The organism is Thainema salinarum CENA647, from assembly GCF_057732415.1.
Genome location: NZ_JBYJZJ010000022.1, coordinates 200,998 through 222,775 on the forward strand (window position 1 = coordinate 200,998; position 21,778 = coordinate 222,775).

At 48.7% G+C, this 21,778-nt stretch carries 28 protein-coding genes; 18 read left to right on the plus strand and 10 right to left on the minus strand.

The features are described from left to right. The first annotated feature begins 104 nt into the window (after positions 1-104). The 3 genes from AC286M_RS07605 (at position 105) to clpP (ending at position 2,123) form a co-directional block, all read left to right on the plus strand. Positions 105-527, plus strand: coding sequence for a BlaI/MecI/CopY family transcriptional regulator (locus tag AC286M_RS07605; RefSeq protein WP_488203806.1), 423 nt, complete (start codon positions 105-107; stop codon positions 525-527). Continuing rightward, the gene (locus tag AC286M_RS07610; protein ID WP_488203807.1) at positions 524-1,408 is read left to right on the plus strand and encodes a M56 family metallopeptidase; all 885 of its coding nucleotides are present in this window, start codon (positions 524-526) and stop codon (positions 1,406-1,408) included. Before AC286M_RS07605 ends, AC286M_RS07610 begins: the two co-directional genes overlap by 4 nt. 106 nt (positions 1,409-1,514) lie before the next feature. After that, positions 1,515-2,123 (plus strand): ATP-dependent Clp endopeptidase proteolytic subunit ClpP, encoded by a 609-nt coding sequence (gene clpP, locus AC286M_RS07615; protein ID WP_488203808.1) that lies wholly within the window; start codon positions 1,515-1,517, stop codon positions 2,121-2,123. A gap of 259 nt (positions 2,124-2,382) precedes the next feature. Here the strand turns inward: clpP and AC286M_RS07620 are convergent, their stop codons facing one another. Together AC286M_RS07620 and AC286M_RS07625 are read right to left on the minus strand one after the other, a co-directional pair. Next, positions 2,383-2,667 (minus strand): hypothetical protein, encoded by a 285-nt coding sequence (locus tag AC286M_RS07620; protein WP_488203809.1) that lies wholly within the window; start codon positions 2,665-2,667, stop codon positions 2,383-2,385. Between the two features lie 442 nt (positions 2,668-3,109). After that, positions 3,110-4,195, minus strand: a complete 1,086-nt coding sequence (locus AC286M_RS07625; RefSeq protein WP_488203810.1) for a hypothetical protein — start codon at positions 4,193-4,195, stop codon at positions 3,110-3,112. 275 nt (positions 4,196-4,470) lie between these two features. Between AC286M_RS07625 and AC286M_RS07630 the strand changes: the two genes are divergently transcribed. Beyond that, positions 4,471-4,674, plus strand: a complete 204-nt coding sequence (locus AC286M_RS07630) for a hypothetical protein (protein ID WP_488203811.1) — start codon at positions 4,471-4,473, stop codon at positions 4,672-4,674. Positions 4,675-4,861: 187 nt separating this feature from the next. Here the strand turns inward: AC286M_RS07630 and AC286M_RS07635 are convergent, their stop codons facing one another. Then, positions 4,862-5,035, minus strand: a complete 174-nt coding sequence (locus AC286M_RS07635) for an element excision factor XisI family protein (protein WP_488208820.1) — start codon at positions 5,033-5,035, stop codon at positions 4,862-4,864. Continuing rightward, positions 5,007-5,198 (minus strand): element excision factor XisI family protein, encoded by a 192-nt coding sequence (locus tag AC286M_RS07640; RefSeq protein ID WP_488203812.1) that lies wholly within the window; start codon positions 5,196-5,198, stop codon positions 5,007-5,009. Before AC286M_RS07640 ends, AC286M_RS07635 begins: the two co-directional genes overlap by 29 nt. Positions 5,199-5,512: 314 nt before the next feature. Here AC286M_RS07640 and AC286M_RS07645 point away from each other — a divergent pair, with 314 nt between their 5' ends. The 3 genes from AC286M_RS07645 (at position 5,513) to AC286M_RS07655 (ending at position 8,991) form a co-directional block, all read left to right on the plus strand. Next, positions 5,513-6,448, plus strand: coding sequence for an MASE1 domain-containing protein (locus AC286M_RS07645; protein ID WP_488203813.1), 936 nt, complete (start codon positions 5,513-5,515; stop codon positions 6,446-6,448). 74 nt (positions 6,449-6,522) lie between these two features. Next, positions 6,523-7,893 carry an IS4 family transposase gene (locus AC286M_RS07650; protein WP_488202900.1) on the plus strand — a complete coding sequence of 457 codons (1,371 nt, stop codon included), beginning with the start codon at positions 6,523-6,525 and terminating at the stop codon, positions 7,891-7,893. A gap of 54 nt (positions 7,894-7,947) precedes the next feature. Further along, positions 7,948-8,991, plus strand: coding sequence for a diguanylate cyclase domain-containing protein (locus tag AC286M_RS07655; RefSeq protein WP_488203814.1), 1,044 nt, complete (start codon positions 7,948-7,950; stop codon positions 8,989-8,991). A 45-nt stretch (positions 8,992-9,036) separates the two neighbouring features. Here the strand turns inward: AC286M_RS07655 and AC286M_RS07660 are convergent, their stop codons facing one another. Then, positions 9,037-9,384 carry a 4a-hydroxytetrahydrobiopterin dehydratase gene (locus AC286M_RS07660; protein WP_488203815.1) on the minus strand — a complete coding sequence of 116 codons (348 nt, stop codon included), beginning with the start codon at positions 9,382-9,384 and terminating at the stop codon, positions 9,037-9,039. 143 nt (positions 9,385-9,527) lie between these two features. Here AC286M_RS07660 and AC286M_RS07665 point away from each other — a divergent pair, with 143 nt between their 5' ends. Next, positions 9,528-10,703 carry a P-aminobenzoate N-oxygenase AurF gene (locus AC286M_RS07665; protein WP_488203816.1) on the plus strand — a complete coding sequence of 392 codons (1,176 nt, stop codon included), beginning with the start codon at positions 9,528-9,530 and terminating at the stop codon, positions 10,701-10,703. Between the two features lie 189 nt (positions 10,704-10,892). On the opposite strand, the gene AC286M_RS07670 is transcribed toward AC286M_RS07665, so the two are convergent. Together AC286M_RS07670 and AC286M_RS07675 are read right to left on the minus strand one after the other, a co-directional pair. Continuing rightward, positions 10,893-11,480 (minus strand): transposase, encoded by a 588-nt coding sequence (locus AC286M_RS07670; protein WP_488203438.1) that lies wholly within the window; start codon positions 11,478-11,480, stop codon positions 10,893-10,895. Beyond that, positions 11,432-11,923: a helix-turn-helix domain-containing protein gene (locus tag AC286M_RS07675; protein ID WP_488203817.1), complete on the minus strand. Its 492-nt coding sequence runs from the start codon at positions 11,921-11,923 to the stop codon at positions 11,432-11,434. The genes AC286M_RS07670 and AC286M_RS07675 overlap by 49 nt, the downstream gene beginning before the upstream one ends. 15 nt (positions 11,924-11,938) lie before the next feature. On the opposite strand from AC286M_RS07675, the gene AC286M_RS07680 reads away from it, so the two are divergent. Further along, positions 11,939-12,127, plus strand: a complete 189-nt coding sequence (locus AC286M_RS07680) for a UPF0175 family protein (RefSeq protein ID WP_488203818.1) — start codon at positions 11,939-11,941, stop codon at positions 12,125-12,127. A 396-nt stretch (positions 12,128-12,523) separates the two neighbouring features. Then, the gene (locus tag AC286M_RS07685) at positions 12,524-12,967 is read left to right on the plus strand and encodes an NYN domain-containing protein (RefSeq protein WP_488203819.1); all 444 of its coding nucleotides are present in this window, start codon (positions 12,524-12,526) and stop codon (positions 12,965-12,967) included. A 236-nt stretch (positions 12,968-13,203) separates the two neighbouring features. Here AC286M_RS07685 and AC286M_RS07690 read toward each other — a convergent pair whose 3' ends face one another. Together AC286M_RS07690 and AC286M_RS07695 are read right to left on the minus strand one after the other, a co-directional pair. Beyond that, entirely contained in the window at positions 13,204-14,103 is a 900-nt protein-coding gene (locus AC286M_RS07690; protein WP_488203820.1) for an Abi family protein, read from the minus strand. A 209-nt stretch (positions 14,104-14,312) separates the two neighbouring features. After that, positions 14,313-14,510 carry a DUF433 domain-containing protein gene (locus AC286M_RS07695; RefSeq protein WP_488203821.1) on the minus strand — a complete coding sequence of 66 codons (198 nt, stop codon included), beginning with the start codon at positions 14,508-14,510 and terminating at the stop codon, positions 14,313-14,315. 135 nt (positions 14,511-14,645) lie between these two features. Between AC286M_RS07695 and AC286M_RS07700 the strand changes: the two genes are divergently transcribed. The 4 genes from AC286M_RS07700 (at position 14,646) to AC286M_RS07715 (ending at position 15,912) form a co-directional block, all read left to right on the plus strand. After that, a complete protein-coding gene (locus AC286M_RS07700; protein WP_488203822.1) occupies positions 14,646-14,906 on the plus strand; it encodes a ribbon-helix-helix domain-containing protein in 261 nt (86 codons plus the stop codon). Beyond that, entirely contained in the window at positions 14,903-15,202 is a 300-nt protein-coding gene (locus AC286M_RS07705) for a type II toxin-antitoxin system RelE/ParE family toxin (protein WP_488203823.1), read from the plus strand. The genes AC286M_RS07700 and AC286M_RS07705 overlap by 4 nt, the downstream gene beginning before the upstream one ends. Before the next feature lie 156 nt (positions 15,203-15,358). Beyond that, on the plus strand, positions 15,359-15,583 hold the full coding sequence (locus AC286M_RS07710; RefSeq protein ID WP_488203824.1) for a DUF433 domain-containing protein: 225 nt from the start codon (positions 15,359-15,361) through the stop codon (positions 15,581-15,583). Next, positions 15,580-15,912, plus strand: coding sequence for a DUF5615 family PIN-like protein (locus AC286M_RS07715; RefSeq protein ID WP_488203825.1), 333 nt, complete (start codon positions 15,580-15,582; stop codon positions 15,910-15,912). Before AC286M_RS07710 ends, AC286M_RS07715 begins: the two co-directional genes overlap by 4 nt. A gap of 204 nt (positions 15,913-16,116) precedes the next feature. Here AC286M_RS07715 and AC286M_RS07720 read toward each other — a convergent pair whose 3' ends face one another. Next, on the minus strand, positions 16,117-16,539 hold the full coding sequence (locus AC286M_RS07720; protein ID WP_488203826.1) for an OsmC family protein: 423 nt from the start codon (positions 16,537-16,539) through the stop codon (positions 16,117-16,119). Between the two features lie 528 nt (positions 16,540-17,067). Between AC286M_RS07720 and AC286M_RS07725 the strand changes: the two genes are divergently transcribed. The 4 genes from AC286M_RS07725 to tkt all read left to right on the plus strand — a co-directional run bounded on the left by AC286M_RS07725 (position 17,068) and on the right by tkt (position 21,757). Next, positions 17,068-17,307: a photosystem II protein, Psb35-related gene (locus tag AC286M_RS07725; protein ID WP_488203827.1), complete on the plus strand. Its 240-nt coding sequence runs from the start codon at positions 17,068-17,070 to the stop codon at positions 17,305-17,307. A gap of 442 nt (positions 17,308-17,749) precedes the next feature. Further along, positions 17,750-18,001 (plus strand): acyl carrier protein, encoded by a 252-nt coding sequence (acpP, locus tag AC286M_RS07730; protein WP_488203828.1) that lies wholly within the window; start codon positions 17,750-17,752, stop codon positions 17,999-18,001. Positions 18,002-18,154: 153 nt separating this feature from the next. Next, entirely contained in the window at positions 18,155-19,408 is a 1,254-nt protein-coding gene (gene fabF, locus AC286M_RS07735; RefSeq protein WP_488203829.1) for a beta-ketoacyl-ACP synthase II, read from the plus strand. Between the two features lie 345 nt (positions 19,409-19,753). Beyond that, complete coding sequence (gene tkt, locus AC286M_RS07740) at positions 19,754-21,757, plus strand: transketolase (protein ID WP_488203830.1); 2,004 nt, start codon at positions 19,754-19,756, stop codon at positions 21,755-21,757. Positions 21,758-21,778: the final 21 nt, after the last annotated feature.

Below are 21,778 nucleotides of genomic sequence, written 5' to 3' on the forward strand. Positions count from 1 at the left end.
AAATTTAAGCCCACCATAGGGACACAGCAGTGTCTTGTCCTGATCAAAAACATTCCTCAAATGTGCAAGACCGTAAAAGTTGACAATCGTAACGCCTACAGCTCATGCCGCCGTTACCGGACTACACACCCAAACATCTCAGTCTTGGCTCGCTCGAAGCCGAGATTCTGAGTATTCTTTGGCAGCGCCAAACCGCCACTGTGAAAGACATTCACGACCAGATTTTGGCCGATCCTGACCGGGAGCTGGCCTATGCCTCCGTCACCACCGTATTGAATCGGCTAGCCAAGAAAGGCTGGGTGAGACGCCAAAAGCAGGGCAAAGCCTTTTGCTGGCAGCCCCGCATTTCCCAGGTAGAGGCCAAGGTGCTGCACTCCCATGATCAGCTACAGAAATTCCTTGCGGTCAGCAATCCCGACATTGTGGCCGCCTTTGCCGATAGCTTAGATGCGGCCAGCTTGGAACAACTAGATACGATCGCACAACAGATTCAAGCGGCACGTCAACGACGGGAGGCGCAATCATGACCATGCACGCTGGATTAATGCAGTTCGGCTGGATGCATTTGGGCTTAGTTGTTGCCACGCTGGTGGTGTCGATCATTCTCCGACTGAGCTGGCGAGTTGCTGGTTCCTATCAGCGGCGGTGGCAGCAGGCGCTGATTCGCTTTCTCGTGCCCGCTTGTTTACCCGTGATGACTGCGATCGCAATTATTCTGATGGGGCCATCGGGGCACATGGTCACCTACTGGGAAGGCTGGAGCATTTACAGTTTGGCCTGGGGATTTGTAGGACTGGCGATCAGCCTGGGGCTGGTGTCTGGGGTGTCCGGTTGGCAGTCGGTGCAATCGGCAAAAGCGCAGCCCTGCCAGGAACTTTACGGTTATCAATGCCGCGTTTTGGCCACCCATTTGCCTTACAGCGCCCAAGTTGGCTTCTGGGAGCCAGAGCTGATGGTGAGCCGGGGACTAATGGAATCGTTGACCGATGCTCAGCTGCAGGCGGTGCTGGTACACGAGATGGGCCACTATGCCTATCGCGATACCTTCTGGTTTTTCTGGCTGGGCTGGCTGCGGCGACTGACGGCTTGGCTACCGAATACGCAGGCACTTTGGGAAGAGTTACTCCTCCTGCGCGAAATTCGGGCCGATCAGTGGGCGGCTCAGCAGGTCGATCAGCTCGTGCTCGCAGAATCGCTCGTCCAAGTGGCCAAAGCACCCCTGATGCAAACCTGCTCGTTATCCGCAGCCTTTAGCTGCCAAGCCGTCGGCAACCGGATGCAAGAGCGCATTAATGCCCTGCTGTCGGATTCCGGCGAATTTGACTGGCAGCGCCCGCTGAATGGCTGGACATGGTGCTGGCTGGCCTGGATTATCTTGCCGCTTTTGACGGTGCCGTTTCATCACTAAAATACCACTAGACTTCATCTAGTAGGCTTATCGTAGAGCCCGTACTCGTTCTGGGCCGGAAATCGCTAGAATTAGTGAAACGTTTACTTGGGGACGCAGAACTTCCATGATTCCAACCGTTATCGAGCAGTCAGGTCGTGGTGAGCGCGCCTTTGATATTTATTCTCGACTCCTGCGAGAGCGCATTGTCTTTTTAGGTGAACAGGTCACATCCGATGTCGCGAATCTGATTGTGGCGCAAATGCTGTTCCTTGAAGCTGAAGATCCAGAGAAGGACATCTATCTCTATGTCAATTCACCGGGTGGTTCCGTGTTAGCCGGACTCGGCATTTACGACACAATGAACCACATTCGCCCGGATGTCTGCACGATTTGTGTAGGACTAGCCGCTAGCATGGGCGCTTTTCTACTCAGCGGCGGTGCCAAGGGCAAGCGGATGAGCCTACCGAACTCCCGCATCATGATTCACCAGCCGATTGGCGGTGCGCAGGGACAGGCAACGGATATTGAAATTCAGGCTCGCGAAATCCTGTATCTCAAGAGCTATCTCAATTCGTCGTTGGCGCATCACACGGATCAGCCACTCGACAAAATTCAGGAAGATACGGAGCGCGATTTCTTCATGTCACCCACCGAAGCGATGGAGTATGGCCTCATCGATCAGGTGATCGATCGTCATGCAGTGGGTAGCCGTCCGGCAGTGAATCAAGACTAGTTTTCTGAGCTAAAAACTCAGTCCTAACTGAAAAGGGCGATTTTGCTACAGTGCAGCAAAATCGCCCTTTTCAGTTAGGACTGAATTAGAGGTTAATCTGCGATCGCACTATTCATTTTCCGCTCATTCTCCGTCAGCCAAGTTTCTAAATCCGTAATGGACTCGAACTGGAGAAGTGCGATCGCACTTTTCCCTCTCAATCCCACGTGCTTTAGAAACCGAGTTTCTTGAAGAAACCCGGTTTCTGGCCCGTAACGGATCAGCTCAGATAGCGGGTGAGGATGCTGATTTGGTCATCGGGTTGGCGCTGGGCAAGGATACGGGCAACATCGCCTGCACTGGGACAGGGGATGGGCTGGCTCCAGTCGTTGGCTTCGGCAAAGCCGCGCCGATGCAGGTTTTTGATGGTGACAATGATGTCGGGGCGGGAGCCGAGCAGGATAATCCGCAGGGGATGGCGACCATCGCGAGTTGGCTGGCTGGGACGGAGCGCAGCAGGTTGTGGCGCTGCGTTGGAGGCAGCACCGAGGATGAGGTATGTCATTGTGTTTCCTTTGATTTTTGGACTTTCGGGAGGAAAGCCAAAAACCTAGCCACGCCCGCAATCTGAAGTGCAATGCAGGGTGGCTCTGGGGTATTATTCCCCAAGCCGTCGCGTTGCTCGTTCCAACGTAGCGGTTAGCTATCCAGGGTTGCTTGCACCAACTCTGGGTAGCGCTGACTAGATTTTTGGTATCCAGTTGCGATCGCAACTTAACGTTTCACAGTACGAGATTTGACCTATGGAGTCAATACAGGTTCATTGACAGACACAGGGAGAATAGGCTGTTGGATTTTATTCTTACACCCACAGAAGTTGCGACTCACTGATAGCAGCTTCATCAGCTTTAAGATCCATAATTTGGAGCTAGAATAGCTAAAATGAAGGATTACTGCATCAACATTAAAATGGCCAAAAATTATATGGTGCTCGAAGTAGTACTTAATTAGTTGCTTGACCTGGGTGGACCCAAGATCGAATGAATAAATGATTCACCAGCGTATCCAGCTAAAAAACCAATGAATATTCCGCCCCAAAAGTCTTCAACTGAAACGATTTGCTGAACCTCGCTCTTTCGTGCGAAAGCAACAACAATAATTAAAGCAAAGATAATTGTACGTGCAAGATCTACTAACAGATCTCTTATTCCGTCAGAAGATTGAAATTGAGAACTACTAACAAAGTACCCTAATATACTGCCAATAATTGAGCCTAACATAGAGGACTTGATTGGGGCTCTAATGATCAAAGAAAAAGGAAGTGTGTCTACCTGTTTCAGATTATCTAATTCATATCTAACTTGGATTTGAAAAGTATGAGATATCGGAGTAAAGGTGATCCATCTCATTGTTTTTAGGATAAAGTGTTTGACAACAGAATTACCTGGATTAAGAGTAATAGGTTGTCCACCTCTTACATATTCATTAATATCCCAAAGCATATCTCTAATTTCTTCGTGAGACATGTTTGAGAAGCTAAGATCCCAACTTGATCCCTGTACTATTCTTAAATTATTATTCTCACCACTTAACTTAACGTCTCTAACTTCTATATTTTTACCTAATTCGTCCTCAAATTCCTTTTCCTTTAAACTTAAAGGGCTTACTGCAACAGCTACACGAGGGCCCCTATCTCTCCGCAAAGCTCTAATTAGCTCCTCTGCGTAGAATTCAGACTTAATAACTATTCTTTGAAAAAGATGATCGAGAGTCTTCAACTCCATAATGCTCAACGGGTAGTCTCCTAACCTCCTTTTAAAGTTCTGATATCTTTTAGTTCTTTCCTGCTGCCTCCATATTTCATCGGAAAGCTCAACAGGTATATGTGTTTCTGTACTGTAAATAGTAACTGGAACAGGAAATGGATTCCTTATTACAACATAAATAGAAAACTCCATCCCAGCGGTTACATCTGGGGTTGAAGTGGATGCTTCTATCTTCAGAGCGCCCCGTAAAGATGAAAAACTCTTTTCAAAATCCTGAGATTGATGTTCTGAAAAAGAATTTGTGCTGTGAAGATCTTCATTAGACATATGCTTAACCCTAGCAAACAATCTATAGCGAAATTATAGGTTCTATGGGTATGTCATCTGATTTAACCTTATTGTTACTTATAGTACTGATATTGTTGTAACGCGTGGTTTTATACACTAACTGTATATTAGTGCGATCGCACCTTTTACAAGTCAGTTTGAAGCGTGAAAACCAGTAACCGCATGGGTTACGCTAACGCTAACCCATCCTACAAAGATAGTTAATCAAATCTCCCATATCAAAAGATGCGATCGCACTTTTCGGATGCTTGAATGTGCGATCGCACAACTGCCTAACCTTGATTGCCCAGCAGCAACCGCTTATTCCTCAGCAGGAAAGCATATCTCACTTGCCGCTAACGCTTATCGGTTTGCCGCTAGCGTACAAGCGAAACCAGCAACTGCTTATTGCCCAGCAGCTAACGCTTATAGGTTTAGCGCTAACGTATAAGCAAAACCTCAAAACGTTTATTGCTTAGCTGCTGACGCTTATCGATTTGGCCCTAACACATAAGCAAAACCAGCAACTGCTCATTGCTGAGCCGCTAATCCTTATTCCGCAACAGCAAAACCTGACTCAAGAGCAGTTCACAGCATTTCAACCAAGCTAAGCGGCTTTCCATACTGCGATCGCGGGTGGGAAGAGGTGCGATCGCATCTTAAACCTCAAGCAGCACCATAATCCGTATATTGCCGTTTATAAGGAGGCTGTAAGCCCAGCACAATATCTTCCCTCGGCACACCCATTTCGACCAGTTCTTCTGCCGGATTTTGATCCGTTAGATTCTGCTGAAGCCAAATTTTTCCATCCTTAAATATCGAAATGGATGATGCAACGATAAACCCGGCTCAATCCCTGCCAGCCCACATTCATCCATTGGTAATGATCTCGCTCAGCATCAAAGATAAGCTGAACATCAACCTCATTGTCCGAAGCATCCTCCTCGGCGTACTGACGTAACAATGCCTGAACATATTCTCGATACTGGTCTAACTTGTCCATTGCACAATCACCTCGTTGGTTGGGTCATACACAATTATCAAGACCTGATATCGTTTGTTCTTTTTGCAGCGCTTGTTTAACGGCTTCGTGAAAAATATCTCTCGCAGACACAGCTTAATTTTGACACTGTATCCCGATCATATAGTGCCAGCTACATTGAGAGGGGAAGTGCGATCGCATCTCTCCTTCTCGTGGTCAACAATCATCTGCTGTGACGACCTTCGAACCCAGTCCTATTCAGACATCACTATTGGGTAACCTAATGGGGCAATATCGGTATACACCCTGTGATAGCAGCATCTACCAGCCCCGTTATGCATAAAACCGATGCCAATTGGTATACGCAACTGCTCGACTTTCGCCAAGTTTCCCTTTGGCAGCAAGCCATTGCAGCAATCGCCTACTTCGGTCTGGCTTACCTCTCGAATTTGGCCGTCGATCCAGTATCTGGCTTTAGCGCGATTTGGCTCCCCACTGGCGTCAGCGTCGGACTCATCTACATCTGGGGATACCCTACCTGGTTAGGCTCAATCCTTGGGGTACTGCTGACGCAAGCGGTTCTTTATAACGGCCTCGCCACCCTCACCGATGCCCTGCTCACGATCCTGATCATCACCATTGGTACGATTGGTACACTGCTCGGCGTTTACTGGACAACCGCCTTAACCCATAAGCGATACATTTTGGGCCATGCCCGCGATACGACGGCCTTCATTATCTGCAACTGCTTTCTCAGCCCCCTGTTTGCCGCCGTGCTCACGCCCTTGCTGCTCTGCCTACTCGGCAAATTTGCCTGGGCGTATTACCTGCCCATTGCTCTGAGCTTGTGGATGGGTGATGCCTTCGCGATCATGACCGTCACGCCCTTAATCATGGCTTGGCATCACGATGCATCCATCTTCAAGCGTCTACTCCACCAACAGCCCGTGGAGGGAATGCTGATTGTATTCTTGATGCTGGTTGTGAGCCAGATCGCCTTCGGTCACGGCTATCCGGTGGCTTACCTGGTGGTGCCGTTAATCCTGTGGGCAGCCTTTCGGTTTGGCGAAGTGGGTGCAACGCTGCTGATGGTTGGGATAGCTGCGATCGCAATCATCGGCACCATTCATAACCGTAGCCTCTTCGCCCAAAGCTCCCTCAGCTCATCACTGACCTTACTGCAATCCTTCATCGCCTTTATTAGTATTACAACCTTGATTGTGAGCGCTGTTTTGAACGAAAACAATCGGGCTAAAGCTGAATGGCACTGACATAAGAGAGCAAAAAAGGCTTCAAGCGCCTGATTTGTCAGAATCAAACCGTTGAAGCCCATAACCTTGCCTCTATGATGCCGAATCGTGCGGACGTTCTCAAGGCCAACTATCAGAGCAGCATCGGTCTACCCTTTGCTGAGATGCTGCCGGAAGCAGAGATTGAAACTGTGCTGAGCGAGCAGGGAATCCGATATCGACAAGTCCTCTACACTCCCATGGTCGTCCTGTGGAGTTGGCTCTCCCAAGTGCTGGATGCCGACAGCAGTCTCAGCCATGCAGTCAAGCGAGTGGTGACCTGGATGAGCGTGTCGGGATTGGAGGTGCCCTCAGCCGATACCGGGGGCTATAGTAAAGCACGAAAACGCCTTCCCGAGTCGATATTTCCGCCCCTGTTCGAGCGGGTGGTGAGGGCGTTGCAGCGCCAAGTCTCCCCAGAGCAACGCTGGTGTGGCCGTCCGGTTAAAGCCTTTGATGCGACGACGGTCTTGATGAGTGACACGCAGGCCAACCAAGCCGAGTATCCTCAACACAGCAATCAGAAAGAGGGCTGCGGCTTTCCGATTCTCAAACTCCAAGTGTGGTTTTGTGTCACCACGGGAGCGGTTATGGCCGTGGCGATGGCTCCGTTGCGGGTGAGTGAATGGCGTCTAGCCCGCCAACTCTATCAGAAACTGCGCCCCGAGGATGTGGTGGTGGCCGATTCAGCCTATGGCACCTATGTAGATTTGGCCTGGGTCGCCCGGATGGGAGCCGATGCTGTCTTTCGCAAGCATCATCAGCGCCGCTGCGATTTCAGACGGGGCAAAAAACTGGGCATTGGCGATCACATCGTCCGCTGGCAGCGCCCGAAGCAATGCCCTCAAGCCCTCAAGCCGCAGGAGTTCGAGGCTCTGGCGGCATCCATTGAGGTGCGGGAAGTGTATCTCTTCATTCAGGTTCCTGGGTTTCGCCCGACCAACTTTGTGGTGGTAACGACGCTACTCGATCCCAACCGCTATCCCAAAGCTAAACTTGCCGAACTCTATCAGCTCCGCTGGCAGGCCGCCGAAGTTAATCTCCGGCATCTCAAAACCACCTTAGCCATGGAGATGATTGCTGCCAAAACACCCACCATGGTGAGCAAAAGTATTTGGGTGCATCTGTTGGCCTACAATCTGCTTCGCACCCTGATGTGGGAGGCGACAGCCGACGGCGAGGTCGGGGTGTTGCGAGTCTCTCTACAAGGTGCTCGGCAACAGTTCAATCACTTCCGGCCTGAGTTGCTGCATCTAGCTCCATCCGAACGACGGCGAGGCTACCAGGCCTTGTTAAACGTGGTGCGAGAGTTGGTGATTCCGTTTCGACCCAACCGTTCAGAACCCCGAGTTGTAAAGCGCCGTCCCAAACCGTTCCCAAGAATGCAGGAACCTCGCTCCGTCTTGAAAGCCAGGTTGCTAGCTTGATACAGCTTATGTCAGTGCCATTCGGCTAAAGCTGACTTGAAGCAAACCAATGCAATGCTGAATCAGTTTCTCAACGCCTTGCCAGTCGGGGTCAGCGTTCATAGCCCAGATGGAACTGCTCTGTATATGAACCCGATGACTGAACAATTACTTCAGTCCAGTCAAATTCATCCCAATCAAAGCATGAAGACCGATCAATCAGGCGAACAGAATTTAATCTATCGGGCTGGCACAAACACTCTATGTCCCCCTGAACAACTGCCGATCAGCCGAGCGTTGAAAGGTGAGTATCTACTGGATGATGATCTGGAAGTTCGGCATCCAGACCGGACGATTCCCCTCGAAGTGCAGGGAACCCCCATTCTGGATGAACAGGGAACGGTGACATCTGCGATCGCGGTTTTGCAGGATATCACTGAACGCAAGCGCACTGAGGCTATCTTGGCAAACTACACTCACGAACTAGAGCAGGAAGTCAGCCATCGAACTCGCGAACTGGCCAGCGCTAATCAGCAGTTGCAGCGAGAAATTCAACAGCGGGAACGCGCTCAGGCCGCCCTCCACGACGCAGTACAGGCTCTACAGCAACTGGTTAATCTTGACAGTCTGACCCGCATTGCGAATAGACGCTGTTTTGATGAACGACTTCAACAAGAGTGGCAAAAATCGGTGCGGGAGCAACGTCCTTTGGCCCTTATTCTGCTCGATGTGGATTATTTCAAGCGCTATAACGACTTTTATGGTCATCAGGCCGGGGATGAATGTTTGGTAAAAGTGGCCCAGACCGCTGCTCAAGCGGTGAAACGTTCAGATGACCTAGTGGCCCGCTATGGAGGAGAAGAATTCGTCATCATTCTGCCCAATACTGACCAAAACGGCGCAGTTCGGGTTGCTCAGCGCCTGCAAAATTTAATTCAGGATTTAGCCATTGCTCACGCTCAATCTGAAGTTAGCCAAACCGTCACCATCAGTATGGGCATCGCTCAAATTGTGCCTCAACTCGACGGCAGCACAGACGCCTTGGTTCATCTAGCCGACCAAGCTCTCTACCAAGCTAAGCAGTTGGGCCGTAATCGATATGTGGTTGTGCAATCGTGAATATGAGATGGTTGGGCAATGGCAGGCAGTACCCACCCTTCTAGACTAATTCAACTGCTGTGCTACCTCATCCGTTTTCGCAGCCATAATGAAATCGTTCTGGTGTAGACCATTGATCGCGTGCGTCCACCACGTAACCGTCACCTTACCCCACTCCGTCACCAGCACCGGATGATGGCCTTCCTGTTCCGCCACATCCCCCACCTGCTGCGTAAACTCCATCGCCTTCTGGAAATTACTGAAAAAGAACACCCGATGCAGCCGAGGCGAACCATCCACACGGGTAATGTGCCAATCCGGCACCTGCTGCTTCATCTCCTCAATTTCTGCCTCCGTCGCCGGAGGAACCCCACCCTCGCAAGGAACGCATTTCTGTTCGCTGAGTGCCGCCATCTTTTCTGTCTCCTAATTACGCCTTTTACCCACTATTTCAGCGCAGTATATCTATTAGCCACCCACTGATAATCAACAATTTAGATTCTCGGCTCACTCCTCTCACCTTACTTTCTCTACAGCCTCAAAACCCTCTACATCCCATGCCTCCCCTCCCCCCTAAGTCCAACACCCTAACCGAGCATACCCGTCTTTGCAAAAAGATTGAGATCAACTATCAGCGCAACAAAGCCCAGGATCATACACAGCTCCTCGATCAAGCGGCTCAGCGCTTCAACTATGCCGACTGTCGCGATCAGTATTGGCAGACTGAAGAGTTTTCGCTGCTCTACGGCACGCCCGTCTGGGAACAGGCCAGCAGCAGCCAGCGCGTGATTCTCAACCATCTGTACTGGGTGGCCTACTACAGCCAAATTATCTCCGCCGAAATCGCCACCATTTACTTCAATCAAACTAGCGCTGCCGGACTGTTTGCCCAGGACGACTTTCGGCAGGTGTGCGACATGCTGGACTTGGAATCCAACCAGGAACGGGCACATATTAGTGCTTTCAAAACCGTATCGGAACAAGTGGAACTGGCGCTGTTTGGGCAGCGGCTGTTTTCTTATCCTATGCGATCGCTGTTTACCGAAACAATGATTTTTGCCGATACGAATCGGTTCAAGCGATTCTGGAAAAAGCTCCAGCTCCACGCCTTTGGTCTGATGTCGGCGGACAATACGTTTCTGGCCTGCCAGTATTTCACCGTGCGGGGACTGCGAACGTTGAACGGCAAGCTGGTGCAGCACAAGCTGAGCAACTTCTATCAACAGCACCCCGATCCAGAGCGCGCGCCGATTCCCAGCCAGATTTCCTACTATCACTTTATGGACGAGAGCTTCCACTTCAGTAGCTCGACCATCCTCTCCCATGAAGTCGTCAAGTGCTTGCCTGCACCGACGAAATGGGAAACCTGGGTCGCCAATCTCGGCATTCAAGGCTGCCAAAAAGACCACTTCCATGTTTCAGCCGCCATCAACGGCATTTTCTGGTACGACCCAGCACTGTACGGCGCAATTTATCAGGTTCTCACTTCACCCGTATTTGATTTGGACGATGCCGCAGCTAAAGACCTCATGCGCCGCTGTTTCACCGAAGAATCTGAAGGATTACATCGCAGCTTTGAAACTCATGAAGATGCGATCGCATCTTACCGAGCCTACCTAGAACCCATCGATTACGCCTGGAAAACCAATCGCGACATGTCCATCATGGCCGGAAACTCTATCGAATGCTACCTTAAAACACAGCAACGAATTTGGGCCACGAATCCTATATGAGATGATTGCACGGCATCAAAATTGTTTAGGTTACGCTAAAAGTGTGTCAGTCAGGTGGCTCTTATGAGTGTTGTTATTTCAGATGAAATTTTGCAAGCCTCTCAGCTTACACCCAGCGAATTTCGCCAGGAAATTGCCATACACCTCTTTCAAACGGGGCGGTTAACACTTGGTTATGCTACAGCAATCTCAAACAGGACATGAACAGTAACCATACATGAAGGCTTTCTCAAAGATGAAGGTTTGCAGATGAGTCGCCAGATAAAAGAGGAGTTTGACCGAGCGAAAGGAGTGGCACAAGCGGGCAAATTTACGACTAAATCGCTTGGCCTGTAACCAAACATCTTCGACCGGATTTTGCTCGGGTGCATTAGGCGCAAGCTGAATGCAAGTGAGTTTCCAGTGCTGCTCTCGAGTACCATGATTCTGTTGACTCAGGTAGTTGCGAACCACCTTGGAACGGTGGTAGCTGGCTCCATCCCAGATGATGAAAAAGCGAGTGGACTCATCATACTGAGATTGAAGATACTTCAGAAAGGCCACGGTATTGTGCTGATTGCCTGCCTCATACTCATGAATAACAAAGCTCTTGCTCAAATAGTCCAAGGCTCCATAGTAGGTCTGCCGCTCTCGAATGGAGGCAATGGGGATGTCCACTCGCTGATTGCGCCGACTCCATCCATATCCACGGAGGTCTCCCCAGAGCAGATGGCACTCATCGAGAAACATCACTCGCACCTGCCCACTGGCAATCTCGGCTCGCCACTGGACCAGCAACTGTTGAATCTCGGCTTTTTTGCCTCGACTTTGGCCTCCTCTTGGCCCGGATGCACCGAGTGGGATTTCTTCCAGCTAAACCCTGCGTCTTTGAGCAGTTGGGTATAGCTTTGGGCTGAGCGATAGAGCACTCCATAGCGCTCTTCAATCTGCTCAACAAGCTCCTCTAGTGTCCACCAGTTTTTCTGCTGCAACCACTCAAAGATGTCCTGTTTCTGCTCGGCGCTTAAATAGCCTTGGGTGCCCCAGTAGTGGGATTTCAGTCCCTCGACTCCTCGCTCTTCATAGCGCTGGTGACTCGCACTAATAAATCCCAGAGAAACCTGTAGGATATCTCGGATCGCCCGATAGCTTTGACCTCTCTGGTGCAGTTGCACGGCCAAGGCGCGTTTCAGTTCTTGGGCAGAGGGATTACTTTGGATAAATTCTTCCAGGGAGGTCATGGCTGATTTACTTCGGTGAGGATAACTCTTTATTCTATTCTCCCTCGTTCATTACCTATTTGTGATTGCTGTAGCCGTTTGGCTGATATGCCATTGAATGAATTTCGTCAACTGCTGAAGCAGCGAAATATTCTACTGTATTCCTACGATGTTGAAGATTTTGCGTTGGATTTGAAAAACCTACACGAGCTGGAGCGATTGTGATTGTCATCAGCGACACGTCTGCAATCACAAATTTGGCAGCAATCAACTATCTAGAACTTTTGCCTCTTTACATCACCAAGCTAAAATAGGTAAAAGCTGTTAAAAATCAATGATACGTATTCTACAAAGCCTGAGTAACAAAGCCTAAGTAAGTAAAAGTTTTATTATGTCTAACTTTGTATATGTTGATAATTCTAATGTTTTCATTGAGGGAAAGCGTGTCAGTGCAGTAAGAAAAGGCTACGCAGTAAATCTCGCGGGGCGCTCAAATTCCTATCCCCGCCGCAAGCGGACGGGGCATTACGGAATTTGCCCTTCGGGACGCACTCCCGCGCTACCACTAACGTGGCAAGCCACGGGGAATTAGACCCACAGAGATTAAATATATATGATGCAATGAATAATCGCGTCATTGATAATACTTATAGGCTAGATTTTGGTAAATTACACAGCTTTACAGCCGGAAGTGATCCTTTAAATATCAAAAGAGCGGTTTTGTTTGGATCTCGTCCTCCATCAAGTGATTCGCTGTGGAGTATTGCACAAAATGTTGGCTTTGAACCTGTTATAGTTGATCGCAATGTTGCCAACAAAGAGAAGAAAGTCGATACAGGTATCGTGACAGAAATGATGCGCGATGCATACACAAAAGCCGATAAAATTGAGGACATTATTATTTTAGTAGCAGGAGATTCTGATTTTGTTCCTACTATTGAGAGTCTTCGAAATGACGGCTACACTATTGAAGTATTCTTTTGGGATCATGCTGCGCAAGAATTAAAGGAGGCTTGCAATAAGTTTGTTCCTCTTGATTCACACCTTGATTATTTAAGTTACTAGTCTTGAAAAGACCACGCTAAAAGATTTGTTTGAAGCAAGCTATTAAGAACTTCTAGCTTAAACAGTTCAAGAATAGAGTTTATCATCATTAACTCAACTTAATTCTTAAGCCTTAACTAGTTTTCCAATGCGATTTCTAAAGATGCTTTTTCGTATTCCAAACTAATTCAGTAGTCAAATCTAAATTTTTCATGCAATCGCACTTTCTCATGTTTAGGCTGAAGCTTTATCCTTTTCTAATTCCATATCGGTAGAGATATCCAGTTTTTTGGAAATCCCATCATTGATGCATCAGTTTCGGTGTATTCATTCAGCAATTGTTCTAATCTATCCTCCCAGTGAGAATCCTGAGAAATTTCTCTGAGAAGCCTAACAACTACGAAAACTTGAGCAAAAAATCTGTCATCTTGAGGCACATAAACTTTGCACTCTTTTAGGATTTTAGGTTTGATTGTAAATATACGATTCCAGAGCCTAGAATGATGAGCACACAGGTTTCTAAGATATGATATTGTATGCAGCCACGATTCCAGAATGCTGTAGTGAGCTGAAAAGTCAGCAGCGATTTCTTTTTTTAGTTCTGGTTGCAGGTACTTATATACGAGCGATACTGTCCCTAGCGAAAGCATTTCAAATATCATCCAGCTAGGCGGAAGCTCCGGATCGCCGTAATTATTATTGTAATGTTGAATAAATGTCTCTGATTTATTAGATGAAATATCGCTTTTAATTTTTTCTAGAAAAGAATCATGTTTGAATTTTTTTGTAAACAACTCTCGTCTCAAAAACCAGTGAGAACCATATTTAACACTAGCAATATTTGATATTTCTGCCTTTACAGCTACTTCGATACGTTCGACAGCATCCATGACAAGTAGACGTAGCTTGCGATCAAAAATATATGTCTCCAGAATTTGCTCAAAGCTCGTACTGTATTTGAAATCATGTCTATTAGAGCCGCTTCCACCGTACTGGAAGGGAATACAGTAAGCTGAGAGCCTATAATAACCAATGAATTTCAAATAGTGGCTTGCTATCTCTCTATTATCAATATTGAGTCCTCGTACAACTAGCAAATCAACTTGCTGCTCTACTGTTAAGGCTGGCTTACTAAATTTGCCTTTGATTTCAGCCATTCAAACTTTTAAGGGCTTTAACCACAAATAGTTAAAAACCCACCTGGTGCGCTTCTGGGAGAGGCGTGGTGGGTGTTGTTAACTAGATGATAGACATAACTCAAGATTCTGTCAATACTTAAAATGCATCCACTGTCCTAACAGGCAGAACCCTAGATTTTTGCGATCATACTTTTCCCAGCAGTCTTTAAGCAAGGTGAGATCGCACTTCATTTCGCAGAGGCAAAATTTAAAGCTTGACGAATGTCTTCTTCTTCCAGTTCTGGATATGCGTCTAAAACATCTTGAATTGATAGCTCACTAGCCAGCAGTTTTAGGACAAATTCAACCGTAATCCGCATTTCCCGAATGGTCGGTTGTCCAAGACATACATTGGGATCAACAGTAATTCGGTCTAACCCGCTCATTGTCGTAGAACTCCTAATCCAGTGTTGCTGCCCCTTCCATCATGCTACAAGATCTGCGATCGCACTTTCTCACAGCGCGAGTTGGGTAAACTGCGATCGCACTAAAATAGTTGGTAGTTTGGCAAAAAGGTTTATATGAGTATTAATCTCACTCCTGACCAGGAACGCTTTATCCAAACCAAGCTGCAAGCGGGTAAATATCACTCCGCCGAAGAGATCCTGGAAACCGCTTTGCGGTTGCTCGATGAGTACGATCGCTCCGAAGCGGAGTGGGTCGAAAACGTTCGGGCAAAGGTTGATGCAGCAATTGAAGCCTCAAAGCATACGGCTCCGGTTGATGGCGAAACGTTTGTCAACGGCATTTTGGAGCGCTTCCAGCAGGCAAACCAGGAATGAGTCGCTATGTTATCAACGTTCTGGCTAGCCAAGACCTGAACGAAATTGCTGATTACTTTGCCGCAAATAGCCTCGAAGCGGGTGAAAAGTTTTTCCGTGCTTTCAATCGCAAGTGCCAGCAGCTTGTAGCATTTCCCAGCAGCGGCAAAAGCTACGCAGCTGTTCGTCCTGAACTCAGAGGACTGTCGCTGGACGGTTACATCATCTTTTACAGAATTCTGGACGATGGTATTGAAATCCTAAGAGTTGTGAGTGGTCGCCGTGATTTTCCTTCTCTCTTTGAGGAATCCAACTGATGTTCTTGCTGTTCCTCCATTGCAATCGGCAAGAATCCAGATTTTTAGTGCGATCGCACTTTTTCACAGCGAGGATTGGCAAACTGCGATCGCAACTCAGCAGCAAGAGTGCCAAATGTCATAATGTAGACAGCTATTTTCTCTTAGCCAGCTCTTATGGACTACCAACACATCATCACGATTGAGCCTGGAAAGCGCAGTGGGAAACCGTGTATTCGTAGAATGAGAATCACAGTTTATGACATCCTAGAATATTTGGCTGGTGGAATGACCGAGGCGGAAATTCTGGAAGACTTTTCTGAACTTACCTCGGAAGATATTAAAGCTTGCCTTGCATTTGCAGCAGATCGTGAGAAAAAGCTATTTGTGGCACCGCTGTGAAACTGCTACTGGATGAAAATCTATCAGACCGAATAATTCCAAGAATTACCGATTTGTATCCAAATTCTCAACATGTAAAAAACTTGGGATTGATTAATACAGAGGATGCGGAGATCTGGGAATACGCAAAGGCAAATGAGTTTGTGATTGTTTCCAAAGATGCTGATTTTCATCAGCGCAGTCTACTCTATGGTCATCCACCTAAATTTATCTATCTGCGGGTCGGCAATTGCCCAACATCAAAAATTGTTCAAATTCTGAGAAACAACTTGGAAACAATCCTTCAGTTTGAACGTAGCGAAACAGAAAGCCTTCTGGTGTTGATGTAGCGTGAAGCCAATACCTTTGCTGTTGTGTTATCAAATCAGTCAGCAGAACCCCAGTTTTTTGCGATCGCATTTCCTCAGAGCAGGGATTGGCAAACTGCGATCGCACTTCATTTATCTTGTAGCTTTGCCAAACTCATGTTCAATCAAAGACAATGAGGGGCTTGTTGTACAAGCCCCTCACAAAACGTTAACGTTGCACAGGCGCTACGAAACCACTGGTGCAGCGGTGCTTTCAATGACCACTTCCGTTTTAATCTCTGCATTCAAACTGGCTGCAACCGCGCAATATTGCGTCAACGCCAATTCTGCAACACGCTGAAACTCAGCTTCTGTCAAATCTTCACCCTGAGCAACATGCCGCACCATAATTGAGGTATAACGCTGCGGTTGGCTTTCAGCCTGCTCGGCTTCAACTTCGATTTGATAATTTTCAAATGCCTGCGGGTTAGCCTGCATCAAACTGAGGACGTACTGCGCGACGCAGGAGCCAAGCGCCACGAGTAGCATTTCCATTGGTCCCCATGTCGCCTTTGCTGGATCGCCCACAACGATTGTATTCCCTGCAGCATTAGCTCCAACCCATTGATGATCGTGGGACTTGTGTAACTTGACTAATTTTGTCGCCATGGATAGTTCCTCCCAGGGATAGTGCGATCGCAATGCAGTTTATCTCAGCACCACTTGATCCTTATTGATCCGTACCAACATCAAGAATAGGTTAAGCAGATCATTCAGACGCAGATATGAAGCAAATCCGATCTGACTTGATCTGAACAGTAGGCTATTCCGATGTCATGAAACAGGCTGCCACTGACCAGGAGCGAGCATAACCAGGACAGCAGCAAAACGCTATTTTGCTTGAATTGTGAATGCTGTGTGAGTCGTAGGTGTAAGTCGTAAAAGAAGTCGAACGGCTAGAGACGAATGGAAAACAGATGACTGATAGCAGCCTTAGGATTTTTTGCTGGCAACAAAGCCACTATCGCACCTATATCTACGCTGCATACGGACTGCTTGATGTATGTAGTCTAACCTGCCGCACCTAAATTGCATGGGTAGTTAATATAGACTCGCGTTTCACGCAAACTATCTTGACATTTTGTAATATTAGCGTTACATTAATTTACAACAGCTCAGGATACTTAGGAGTTCAACATGATTAACCTAATTGTTCTTGCCATTCTCTTCGTTACAGGTTGGGTAGCCGTAGCTCTGATCGGTTCTCAAGCATATTTTCGCGGTGAGCAAAGCAAGCCAATTCACGAACGCAACTGGCGCTCCGAGTCTTTTGCAAACCTGTCTGAAAGCTTGACGGGCAAAGCACTGGACTTCAACGAAAGAACACCTGGATTCCGCTCCGACAGCTACAGTCGCCAACTCCTGCCCGAGCAATAGTTCCAGCGTAAAACGGTGAGATGGTTAACTCGCGATCGCACCAGTAACACCGCAACTGAGTCACGCATGGGAAACACGTATCAGTAATACGCATTCAGCTTTCCTTCTAAGTCAAGGACAACGTCGCAAGAGTAGATTTCTCCTCCTCTATAGGGATTAGCAACCTTATGGGGCAACCTCAGGATCCTGGCAGCTGCCAGGATTTTTTTTGCCGCCTTAAAGTCAGCCATTTCATATCTTGTAATTGGCCAATTCAAAACTCGAAGAGGTGACTTGACCGCTACACCACGCTAGCTAAGTCACCTCTTCAGGTTGAACGCAGGATATCAGCCATCCCATTTTTGAAGTTCGATACGCTGACCCCGTCCCGCTTTCAGATAAGATGGGAAAATGCTCAAAAATGAGTCAATATTATTGCCGCAGTGATACCAAGGAAAAGATCATGAGCCAAGAGGACATTTACGCAAAGGTTTCTAAGATTGTTGCTGATCAACTGAGCGTTGACGAAGCTGAAGTTAAGCCTGAAGCTAGCTTTGCTAATGACTTGGGTGCCGACTCGCTAGACGTAGTCGAACTCGTAATGGCGCTTGAAGAAGAATTCAACATTGAGATCCCAGACGAAGCGGCTGAAAACATTGCAACTGTTCAAGCTGCCGTCGATTACATTCAAGATAAAACGGCTGCCTCGGCCTAACCGCATCTGCTAAACGACTAAGCGTGTTGCACTGCCCCTGACTCATCAGGACTTTAGACACTAATTCAGATAATTTTAGATTAGCGCTAGATTCAGAGCAGGGAAGCGAAAATAGAGTTGGAGGCACATCCTAAGAGCTGACGTTAGATCATCATGGCCAATTCAGAATTAAAACGTGTTGTTGTCACCGGGTTGGGGGCCATTACGCCGCTCGGAAACAACCTGCAGGACTATTGGGATGGATTACTCAGTGGGAAAAATGGCATCGGCCCCATTACTCACTTTGATCCGTCACGTCATGCCTGCAAAATTGCGGGTGAGGTCAAAGGCTTTGATCCACAAGACTATATGGATCGCAAAGATGCAAAGCGCATGGATCGGTTTGCTCAATTTGCGATCGCAGCCAGTAAGCAAGCGATTGCCGATGCCAAACTGGAAATCACCGACCTCAATGCTGAGCAAATTGGGGTTCTAATTGGCACTGGCATTGGTGGACTCAAAGTCCTCGAAGACCAGCAAGAGGTTTATTTAACCCGTGGCCCCGATCGCTGTAGTCCATTCATGATTCCCATGATGATTGCCAACATGGCAGCCGGATTAACCGCGATTCATGTGGGAGCCAAAGGGCCAAACTGCTGTACCGTTACGGCCTGTGCCGCTGGTTCCAATGCGGTCGGCGATGCGTTTCGGCTGGTGCAGCGCGGCTATGCTCAGGCCATGATCTGCGGTGGCACCGAAGCCGCTGTTACACCGCTATCTCTAGCGGGATTTGCGGCCTGTCGGGCATTGTCACTCCGCAATAATGATCCAACCCACGCTTGTCGTCCGTTCGACCGCGATCGCGATGGCTTCGTCATGGGAGAAGGAGCCGGCATGCTTGTTCTAGAGGAGCTAGAGCACGCACTCAGTCGAGGAGCCAAAATCTACGGTGAAATTGTCGGTTATGCAATGACCTGCGATGCTTACCACATGACGGCTCCCGTCCCTGGTGGAGAAGGCGCTGCTCGCGCCATTTCTCTGTGCCTGAAGGATGCTGAACTAGCCCCAGACCAGGTTAGCTATATCAATGCTCACGGCACTAGCACGCCAGCTAATGATTCCACTGAAACCAAGGCCATCAAGACAGCACTGGGCGACCATGCTCACAACATTACGGTCAGTTCCACCAAGTCCATGACAGGACATCTACTCGGTGGCTCAGGTGGTATCGAGGCCGTAGCCACCGCGATGGCTGTGAAAAATGACCGAGTACCGCCCACAATCAACCTGGAAAACCCTGATGACGAGTGCGACCTAGACTACGTCGCCCATCAAAGTCGGGAGCAGGTTGTCAATGTTGCTTTATCGAATTCGTTTGGCTTTGGCGGACATAACGTCACGTTGGCCTTCCGAAAATATGATGAGTAGGTATAATAACCTACAGAATTAGATCGATCAGGTCGGTAGCTGCTGAGGTTGCCTACCTGATTTTGTTTATCCGAATACCTCAATTGCTCTTGCTCAGGATTCCAGACTAATGGGAAGATGTTTGGGAACTGCAAGGGTAATTTGTGTTCACATTTAAGTAAGCTGGCATAAATAAATGCACTTTTAAAAACCGGGGAAACGCCCCGGAGGGACGTTTCCCCGGTTTTTAGGTGTTGCAGTTATTTATATGCGGCGACTTATCTCCACAGGTGGTGCTTGGCTGTAAATCGCTGTGGTTCATCTGGTGGAACGTACCATCACACCGTTGTTGAGTAGATAGAGACTATGGCTGTCGCAACCCAATCACTTGAAGAACTTTGTATTAATTCGATTCGCTTCTTAGCCATTGATGCGGTTGAGAAGGCAAACTCTGGTCACCCCGGTCTACCGATGGGCGCAGCCCCAATGGCCTTCGTCCTCTGGGATAAATTCATGAAATTTAATCCCAAGAACCCCAAGTGGTTCGACCGCGATCGCTTTGTCTTGTCTGCGGGTCATGGCTGCATGTTGCAGTATGCCATGCTGTACCTGACGGGCTACGACAGCGTCACCATTGAGGATATCAAGCAGTTCCGTCAGTGGGGTTCAAGAACGCCTGGACACCCCGAAAACTTTGAAACCGAGGGTGTGGAAGTCACCACTGGCCCACTAGGTCAGGGCATTTGTAACGGCGTTGGCTTAGCGATGGCTGAGGCTCATTTGGCTGCTCGCTTCAACAAGCCCGACTGCGAAATCATCGACCACTACACCTATGTAATTTTGGGCGATGGCTGCAACATGGAAGGGGTTTCCGGTGAAGCCTGCTCCTTGGGTGGCCACCTGGGCCTGGGTAAGCTGATTGCTCTCTACGACGACAACCATATCTCCATTGATGGTTCCACCGACATCTCCTTTACAGAAGATGTTTCGAAGCGCTTTGAAGCTTACGGATGGCACGTTCAGCACGTTGAGAACGGTAATAGCGACCTAGATGCGATCGCAGCCGCAATTGAGAAAGCAAAGGCCGTTACCGATAAGCCTTCGCTGATCAAAGTCACCACCACCATCGGTTTTGGTTCTCCCAACAAGGCCAACACCCATGACGTTCACGGTGCAGCTCTGGGTACTGACGAAGTACAGGCTACCCGCGATCACCTGGGCTGGAGCCATGCACCGTTTGAAGTGCCTGAAGATGCGCTGGCTCGCTTCCGTAAGGCAGTTGATAAGGGCGCAGAAGCTGAGGCCGCTTGGAACAAGAAGTTCGAAGAATACAAGTCTAAGTATCCCGAAGATGCGGCTGAGCTAGAGCGGATGATGGCGGGTAAGCTGCCTGCTAACTGGGCTGATGCGCTGCCTACCTACACCCCCGCTGACAAAGCTGACGCGACTCGTAACCTGTCCGGTGCAACCCTAAATGCGATCGCAGGTGTGGTTCCCGAGTTTCTGGGTGGTTCCGCTGACCTAGCACCGTCGAACAAGACCCTGCTCAAGTCCTCCGGTGACTTCCAGAAGGGCGCGTATGAAAACCGCAACCTCCGCTTTGGCGTGCGGGAGCACGGCATGGGTGCCATCTGTAATGGAATTGCTCTACACGGTGGTTTGATTCCCTACTGTGCAACCTTCTTGGTGTTTGCTGACTACATGCGGGCCGCGATTCGTCTATCTGCTCTGTCTCAGGCTCAAGTGCTCTATGTCATGACCCACGACTCCGTGGCGCTGGGTGAAGACGGCCCCACCCACCAGCCAGTAGAAACCATCGCATCACTGCGGGCAATCCCCAATCTGACCGTGATTCGTCCGGCAGATGGAAATGAAACCTCCGGGGCGTATAAAGTTGCGATCGAAACGCAAGATGCTCCGACCCTGATGGCATTCTCCCGTCAGAATCTGCCCCAAATCGAGGGTACGTCGATTGAGGGAACAGCCAAGGGCGCTTATGTTATTTCTGACAGCGATGGTGATGCAGATATCATCCTGATCGGCACAGGTGGTGAGCTAACCCTTTGCGTGGATGCAGCTGAAAAGCTACGGGCAGAAGGCAAAAAGGTTCGGGTGGTTTCCATGCCGTCTTGGGAACTGTTTGAAGCACAGGACGCAGCCTACAAGGAATCCGTTCTGCCGAAGTCCAACACTAAGCGTCTCGTCGTTGAAGCAGGTTCGAGCTTCGGCTGGTGCCGCTACATCGGCTTCGAAGGCGACATGATCAGCATTGAGCGCTTCGGTGCATCTGCTCCTGGCGGCACCTGCTTGAAGGAGTTTGGCTACACCGTTGACAACGTGATCAGCCGCGCTAAAGCGCTGATGGGCTAAGCCAATTCGCTTGTGCGTAAG

Excerpts from the sequence above, each read along its gene's own strand:
- AC286M_RS07605 (WP_488203806.1), top strand. The coding sequence starts at position 105 with ATGCCGCCGTTACCGGACTACACACCCAAACATCTCAGTCTTGGCTCG.
- AC286M_RS07610 (WP_488203807.1), top strand. The coding sequence starts at position 524 with ATGACCATGCACGCTGGATTAATGCAGTTCGGCTGGATGCATTTGGGC.
- clpP (WP_488203808.1), top strand. The coding sequence starts at position 1,515 with ATGATTCCAACCGTTATCGAGCAGTCAGGTCGTGGTGAGCGCGCCTTT.
- AC286M_RS07620 (WP_488203809.1), bottom strand. The coding sequence starts at position 2,667 with ATGACATACCTCATCCTCGGTGCTGCCTCCAACGCAGCGCCACAACCT.
- AC286M_RS07625 (WP_488203810.1), bottom strand. The coding sequence starts at position 4,195 with ATGTCTAATGAAGATCTTCACAGCACAAATTCTTTTTCAGAACATCAA.
- AC286M_RS07640 (WP_488203812.1), bottom strand. The coding sequence starts at position 5,198 with ATGGACAAGTTAGACCAGTATCGAGAATATGTTCAGGCATTGTTACGT.
- AC286M_RS07645 (WP_488203813.1), top strand. The coding sequence starts at position 5,513 with ATGCATAAAACCGATGCCAATTGGTATACGCAACTGCTCGACTTTCGC.
- AC286M_RS07650 (WP_488202900.1), top strand. The coding sequence starts at position 6,523 with ATGATGCCGAATCGTGCGGACGTTCTCAAGGCCAACTATCAGAGCAGC.
- AC286M_RS07655 (WP_488203814.1), top strand. The coding sequence starts at position 7,948 with ATGCTGAATCAGTTTCTCAACGCCTTGCCAGTCGGGGTCAGCGTTCAT.
- AC286M_RS07660 (WP_488203815.1), bottom strand. The coding sequence starts at position 9,384 with ATGGCGGCACTCAGCGAACAGAAATGCGTTCCTTGCGAGGGTGGGGTT.
- AC286M_RS07665 (WP_488203816.1), top strand. The coding sequence starts at position 9,528 with ATGCCTCCCCTCCCCCCTAAGTCCAACACCCTAACCGAGCATACCCGT.
- AC286M_RS07675 (WP_488203817.1), bottom strand. The coding sequence starts at position 11,923 with ATGACCTCCCTGGAAGAATTTATCCAAAGTAATCCCTCTGCCCAAGAA.
- AC286M_RS07685 (WP_488203819.1), top strand. The coding sequence starts at position 12,524 with ATGAATAATCGCGTCATTGATAATACTTATAGGCTAGATTTTGGTAAA.
- AC286M_RS07690 (WP_488203820.1), bottom strand. The coding sequence starts at position 14,103 with ATGGCTGAAATCAAAGGCAAATTTAGTAAGCCAGCCTTAACAGTAGAG.
- AC286M_RS07695 (WP_488203821.1), bottom strand. The coding sequence starts at position 14,510 with ATGAGCGGGTTAGACCGAATTACTGTTGATCCCAATGTATGTCTTGGA.
- AC286M_RS07700 (WP_488203822.1), top strand. The coding sequence starts at position 14,646 with ATGAGTATTAATCTCACTCCTGACCAGGAACGCTTTATCCAAACCAAG.
- AC286M_RS07705 (WP_488203823.1), top strand. The coding sequence starts at position 14,903 with ATGAGTCGCTATGTTATCAACGTTCTGGCTAGCCAAGACCTGAACGAA.
- AC286M_RS07710 (WP_488203824.1), top strand. The coding sequence starts at position 15,359 with ATGGACTACCAACACATCATCACGATTGAGCCTGGAAAGCGCAGTGGG.
- AC286M_RS07720 (WP_488203826.1), bottom strand. The coding sequence starts at position 16,539 with ATGGCGACAAAATTAGTCAAGTTACACAAGTCCCACGATCATCAATGG.
- AC286M_RS07725 (WP_488203827.1), top strand. The coding sequence starts at position 17,068 with ATGATTAACCTAATTGTTCTTGCCATTCTCTTCGTTACAGGTTGGGTA.
- acpP (WP_488203828.1), top strand. The coding sequence starts at position 17,750 with ATGAGCCAAGAGGACATTTACGCAAAGGTTTCTAAGATTGTTGCTGAT.
- fabF (WP_488203829.1), top strand. The coding sequence starts at position 18,155 with ATGGCCAATTCAGAATTAAAACGTGTTGTTGTCACCGGGTTGGGGGCC.
- tkt (WP_488203830.1), top strand. The coding sequence starts at position 19,754 with ATGGCTGTCGCAACCCAATCACTTGAAGAACTTTGTATTAATTCGATT.